At 54.2% G+C, this 5,265-nt stretch carries 2 tRNA genes and 2 rRNA genes; all 4 read left to right on the top strand.

Going from position 1 to position 5,265, the window contains the following annotated elements:
- The first annotated feature begins 383 nt into the window (after window positions 1-383).
- The 4 genes from QRN13_RS14500 (at window position 384) to QRN13_RS14485 (ending at window position 5,240) form a co-directional block, all read left to right on the top strand.
- Window positions 384-1,844, top strand: a 16S ribosomal RNA gene (locus tag QRN13_RS14500).
- Window positions 1,845-2,025: 181 nt separating this feature from the next.
- Window positions 2,026-2,102: transfer RNA gene (locus QRN13_RS14495), tRNA-Ile, on the top strand.
- An 84-nt stretch (window positions 2,103-2,186) separates the two neighbouring features.
- Window positions 2,187-2,262 (top strand) — tRNA-Ala (locus tag QRN13_RS14490).
- 199 nt (window positions 2,263-2,461) lie between these two features.
- A 23S ribosomal RNA gene (locus tag QRN13_RS14485) occupies window positions 2,462-5,240 on the top strand.
- The 16S and 23S rRNA genes sit together here with 2 tRNA genes alongside, the layout of an rRNA operon.
- The last annotated feature ends 25 nt before the right edge of the window (window positions 5,241-5,265 follow it).

Raw genomic sequence — 5,265 nt, 5'->3', positions numbered from 1 at the left:
AGGTAAGCCTCGCTTTCCTCCGGTGGTTTCTTGCGGTCTGAAGGGTTCGCTCTTCTCTCCGAAAGATCTCTGAAAAGAGCGGTTGACACGGGGTTTGCGGTTCTCTAAATCGCCGCCTCCGCCGACGACACGGCGCTAAACGGTCGGGCCTCTTCGGAGGTTCCAGGTCTTTGACATTGTTGATTTGGAAAGAGAAACGCAGGCGGCGGTGTTCTTGCGATGACCCTAGAAGGTCATCATACGACACTGACTATCTGCGGTCTTTTTGAAAAGATACCATGCGTCGGTCTTCGGATCGATGACGTGGGAACTCGTCAATAAAATACGTAGAACTAATGCCAAGACCGCTTCGGTGGTCTTCAAGCTTAGGTCAGAAGTCAACTCAACCTGAGAGTTTGATCCTGGCTCAGAGCGAACGCTGGCGGCAGGCCTAACACATGCAAGTCGAACGAACTCTTCGGAGTTAGTGGCGGACGGGTGAGTAACACGTGGGAACGTGCCTTTAGGTTCGGAATAACTCAGGGAAACTTGTGCTAATACCGAATGTGCCCTTCGGGGGAAAGATTTATCGCCTTTAGAGCGGCCCGCGTCTGATTAGCTAGTTGGTGAGGTAAAGGCTCACCAAGGCGACGATCAGTAGCTGGTCTGAGAGGATGATCAGCCACATTGGGACTGAGACACGGCCCAAACTCCTACGGGAGGCAGCAGTGGGGAATCTTGCGCAATGGGCGAAAGCCTGACGCAGCCATGCCGCGTGAATGATGAAGGTCTTAGGATTGTAAAATTCTTTCACCGGGGACGATAATGACGGTACCCGGAGAAGAAGCCCCGGCTAACTTCGTGCCAGCAGCCGCGGTAATACGAAGGGGGCTAGCGTTGCTCGGAATTACTGGGCGTAAAGGGAGCGTAGGCGGACATTTAAGTCAGGGGTGAAATCCCGGGGCTCAACCTCGGAATTGCCTTTGATACTGGGTGTCTTGAGTATGAGAGAGGTGTGTGGAACTCCGAGTGTAGAGGTGAAATTCGTAGATATTCGGAAGAACACCAGTGGCGAAGGCGACACACTGGCTCATTACTGACGCTGAGGCTCGAAAGCGTGGGGAGCAAACAGGATTAGATACCCTGGTAGTCCACGCCGTAAACGATGATTGCTAGTTGTCGGGATGCATGCATTTCGGTGACGCAGCTAACGCATTAAGCAATCCGCCTGGGGAGTACGGTCGCAAGATTAAAACTCAAAGGAATTGACGGGGGCCCGCACAAGCGGTGGAGCATGTGGTTTAATTCGAAGCAACGCGCAGAACCTTACCACCTTTTGACATGCCTGGACCGCCAGAGAGATCTGGCTTTCCCTTCGGGGACTAGGACACAGGTGCTGCATGGCTGTCGTCAGCTCGTGTCGTGAGATGTTGGGTTAAGTCCCGCAACGAGCGCAACCCTCGCCATTAGTTGCCATCATTTAGTTGGGAACTCTAATGGGACTGCCGGTGCTAAGCCGGAGGAAGGTGGGGATGACGTCAAGTCCTCATGGCCCTTACAGGGTGGGCTACACACGTGCTACAATGGCGACTACAGAGGGTTAATCCTTAAAAGTCGTCTCAGTTCGGATTGTCCTCTGCAACTCGAGGGCATGAAGTTGGAATCGCTAGTAATCGCGGATCAGCATGCCGCGGTGAATACGTTCCCGGGCCTTGTACACACCGCCCGTCACACCATGGGAGTTGGTTCTACCCGAAGGCGCTGCGCTGACCGCAAGGAGGCAGGCGACCACGGTAGGGTCAGCGACTGGGGTGAAGTCGTAACAAGGTAGCCGTAGGGGAACCTGCGGCTGGATCACCTCCTTTCTAAGGATGCTTCTCCAGGCCGTCTCTCACGAGACTGTCTATTGAGGCTCCAATAAACGGCGGAACGCCGCCGTCTCCGTTTCTCTTTCCACTTTCGTCATCGACGCCTCGACCATACGGGTCGTTGAGTTGGTGACGCGATCGCGAGCCTGGGTGTCTATGACCCGGCTGTCGCTGCCATAGGCCCGTAGCTCAGGTGGTTAGAGCGTACGCCTGATAAGCGTAAGGTCGGCAGTTCGAGTCTGCCCGGGCCTACCAGGACTTCTGGTTCGCTGGGGGTTCTCAGCCTCAAGACGGCATCGCCGACAGCTCTCCTGGGCTTCGCACTGTTCCTGATGGAATGGGGCCATAGCTCAGTTGGTAGAGCGCCTGCTTTGCAAGCAGGATGTCGTCGGTTCGACTCCGTCTGGCTCCACCAGGATCTTGTGATCGAATCAAGAATTGCCCGTCGGCGCCCGCCGGCTGGCATTGATATCGTAAAGGAAGAACGTGACCGGCTCCCCTGAGCTTTGAGGTCTTGTTCGAGAAGAAGACATTGTCTGACAAAAATCAGGCTTGGTCCCCCGGCATCTTTCCAGTCGGGCGGAATAAACCAAGCATGAGTTTTGCTGAGAAACGATCAAACGTTGAAGGGCTTCTGACGGATGCCTTGGCGTAGAGAGGCGATGAAGGACGTGGCAAGCTGCGATAAGAACCGGGGAGGCGCTAGCACCCTTTGATCCGGTTATTTCCGAATGGGGAAACCCACCTTTACAGTCTTCCAACTCTGCTCTTCGGGGCAGCGATTGGCGGATTGTTGAAAGGTATAATGAGCTGAATACATAGGCTTCATTAAGCGAACCCGGGGAACTGAAACATCTCAGTACCCGGAGGAAAGGACATCAACCGAGACTCCCGTAGTAGTGGCGAGCGAACCGGGACCAGGCCAGTGCTCTTGTGAAATAAAGACGAACGATCTGGAAAGGTCGGCCATAGTGGGTGAAAGCCCCGTAGTCATCAAACAGCAAGAGACTCGAGTAGGGCGGGACACGTGAAATCCTGTCTGAACATGGGGGGACCACCCTCCAAGCCTAAGTACTCCTCTACGACCGATAGTGAACAAGTACCGTGAGGGAAAGGTGAAAAGCACCCCGACAAGGGGAGTGAAACAGATCCTGAAATCGGAAGCCTACAAGCAGTCGGAGCCGCCAAGCGCGGTGACGGCGTACCTTTTGTATAATGGGTCAGCGACTTCATGTGTCGAGCAAGCTTAAGCCGTTAGGTGTAGGCGCAGCGAAAGCGAGTCTGAATAGGGCGCTAAGTTCGACGTATGACGACCCGAAACCAGGTGATCTATCCATGAGCAGGTTGAAGGTTGGGTAACACCAACTGGAGGACCGAACCCGTGAATGTTGAAAAATTCTGGGATGACTTGTGGATAGGGGTGAAAGGCCAATCAAACCTGGACATAGCTGGTTCTCCGCGAAATCTATTTAGGTAGAGCGTCCGACGAATTCCTTGGGGGGTAGAGCACTGGATGGTTGCGGGCTGCGCGAGCGGTACCAATACTAACCAAACTCCGAATACCCAAGAGAACTATCGGGCAGACACACGGCGGGTGCTAACGTCCGTCGTGAAAAGGGAAACAACCCTAACCATCATCTAAGGCCCCCAAGTCACGGCTAAGTGGGAAACGATGTGGGATTGCTTTGACAATCAGGAGGTTGGCTTAGAAGCAGCCATCCTTTAAAGAAAGCGTAACAGCTCACTGATCAAGCGATCCTGCGCGGAAAATGTAACGGGGCTCAAGCCGTGCGCCGAAGATATGGGTTTGCAGTTTACTGCAAGCGGTAGCGGAGCGTTCCGTAGGCCGGTGAAGGTCAGGCGTGAGCCTGGCTGGAGGTATCGGAAGTGAGAATGCTGACATGAGTAACGATAAGAGTGTGAGAGACACTCTCGCCGAAAGACCAAGGGTTCCTGCGTAAAGCTAATCTGCGCAGGGTTAGTCGGCCCCTAAGGCGAGGCTGAAAAGCGTAGTCGATGGGAAGCAGGTAAATATTCCTGCACCAGCTGGAAGTGACGGATGGCTTAACTCGTACCCACTTATTGGATTGTGTGTGCGGGGGCGTTGTCCCAGGAAATAACTCCAGCAGAGACCGTACCCGAAACCGACACAGGTGGTCAGGTAGAGCATACCAAGGCGTTTGAGAGAACTATGCTGAAGGAACTCGGCAAATTGCACGCGTAACTTCGGAATAAGCGTGACTCACCTTGCGCAAGCAGGACTGAGTGGCACAAGCCAGGGGGTAGCGACTGTTTAGCAAAAACACAGGGCTCTGCGAAGCAGCAATGCGACGTATAGGGTCTGACGCCTGCCCGGTGCCTGAAGGTTAAAGGGAGATGTGAAAGCGTCGAACTGAAGCCCAGGTAAACGGCGGCCGTAACTATAACGGTCCTAAGGTAGCGAAATTCCTTGTCGGGTAAGTTCCGACCTGCACGAATGGCGTAACGACTTCCCCACTGTCTCCAGCATAGGCTCAGTGAAATTGAATTCCCCGTGAAGATGCGGGGTTCCCGCGGTCAGACGGAAAGACCCTATGAACCTTTACTATAGCTTCGCCTTGGCGTTAGCGACCGTATGTGTAGGATAGGTGGGAGACTATGAAACCGGGGCGCCAGCTCTGGTGGAGTCGTCCTTGAAATACCACCCTTACTGTCGTTGACGTCTAACCGAGGGCCGTTATCCGGTCCCGGGACATGGCGTGGTGGGTAGTTTGACTGGGGCGGTCGCCTCCTAAAGTGTAACGGAGGCGCGCGATGGTGGGCTCAGACCGGTCGGAAATCGGTCGTCGAGTGCAATGGCATAAGCCCGCCTGACTGCGAGACTGACAAGTCGAGCAGAGACGAAAGTCGGCCATAGTGATCCGGTGGTCCCGAGTGGAAGGGCCATCGCTCAACGGATAAAAGGTACTCTAGGGATAACAGGCTGATTTTGCCCAAGAGTCCATATCGACGGCAAAGTTTGGCACCTCGATGTCGGCTCATCACATCCTGGGGCTGGAGCAGGTCCCAAGGGTATGGCTGTTCGCCATTTAAAGTGGTACGTGAGCTGGGTTCAGAACGTCGTGAGACAGTTTGGTCCCTATCTGCCGTGGGTGTTCGAAGCTTGAGAGGATCTGTCCCTAGTACGAGAGGACCGGGATGGACATACCTCTGGTGTACCTGTCATGGCGCCAGCTGTGCAGCAGGGTAGCTAAGTATGGAATAGATAACCGCTGAAAGCATCTAAGCGGGAAACTAACCTCAAAACAAGGCTTCGCTGAGGATCGTGGAAGACTACCACGTTGATAGGCCAGGTGTGGAAGTGGGGCGACCCATGAAGCTTACTGGTACTAATAATCCGATCGGTTTGATCGTTTCTCAGCAAAACTCATTCGATGAT

The sequence above is a fragment of the Brevundimonas sp. MEB006b genome (genome assembly GCF_030209705.1).
GTDB lineage: Bacteria > Pseudomonadota > Alphaproteobacteria > Caulobacterales > Caulobacteraceae > Brevundimonas.
Note: the sequence above shows the minus strand (reverse complement) of the source record. Positions and strands in the feature narration are given on the sequence as shown.